At 58.3% G+C, this 979-nt stretch carries 2 rRNA genes; both read left to right on the top strand.

Annotation, left to right across the window (positions count from 1 at the left end):
* Positions 1–89 (top strand): 16S ribosomal RNA (locus tag VM95_RS37685); the annotation flags it as partial.
* 259 nt (positions 90–348) lie between these two features.
* Positions 349–979, top strand: a 23S ribosomal RNA gene (locus VM95_RS37680); the annotation flags it as partial.

Here is a 979-nt window from a genome sequence, read left to right as displayed (position 1 = left end):
GGGAGGAGCCGTCGAAGGTGGGACCAGCGATTGGGACGAAGTCGTAACAAGGTAGCCGTACCGGAAGGTGCGGCTGGATCACCTCCTTTCTAAGGAGCACATAGCAGCTTCGGGCGAATGTCCCGGAGTGCTCGCTCATGGGTGGAACGTTGACTATTCGGCACAGCGAGGGCTTGGTCTCCTAGTACTGCTTCGGCGTGGAAGAGAGTCTCTGGTTCTGGTTGTGTCGGGCACGTTGTTGGGTCCTGAGGGAACGGAAACGTTGTCTCAGTGGTTGCCGGTCCCATGCTTGTTGAGGTGGGTGACTGGTCGTTGTTTGAGAACTGCACAGTGGACGCGAGCATCTGTGGCCAAGTTTTTAAGGGCGCACGGTGGATGCCTTGGCACTAGGAACCGATGAAGGACGTGGGAGGCCGCGATAGGCCCCGGGGAGCTGTCAACCGAGCTTTGATCCGGGGGTGTCCGAATGGGGAAACCCGGCAGTCGTCATGGGCTGTCACCCGCTGCTGAACACATAGGCAGTGTGGAGGGAACGCGGGGAAGTGAAACATCTCAGTACCCGCAGGAAGAGAAAACAACCGTGATTCCGGGAGTAGTGGCGAGCGAAACTGGATGAGGCTAAACCTTGAGCGTGTGAGACCCGGCAGGGGTTGCGCTCAGGGGGTCGTGGGAATGAGCTTGATCGGTCTGCCGGCCGGTCGGCGAGTCAGAAACCGTATGGGTAGTCGAAGGACATGCGAAAGGTCCGGCGTAGAGGGTAAGACCCCCGTAGACGAAATCTGTACGGCTTGCTTGCTCATCTCCCAAGTAGCACGGGGCCCGAGAAATCCCGTGTGAATCTGGCGGGACCACCCGCTAAGCCTAAATATTCCCTAGTGACCGATAGCGGATAGTACCGTGAGGGAATGGTGAAAAGTACCGCGGGAGCGGAGTGAAATAGTACCTGAAACCGTGTGCCTACAAGCCGTGGGAGCGTCGT

The organism is Streptomyces rubellomurinus, from assembly GCF_000961885.1.
GTDB classification, from domain to species: domain Bacteria; phylum Actinomycetota; class Actinomycetes; order Streptomycetales; family Streptomycetaceae; genus Kitasatospora; species Kitasatospora rubellomurina.
This window is presented reverse-complemented; position numbering and strand designations above follow the sequence as displayed.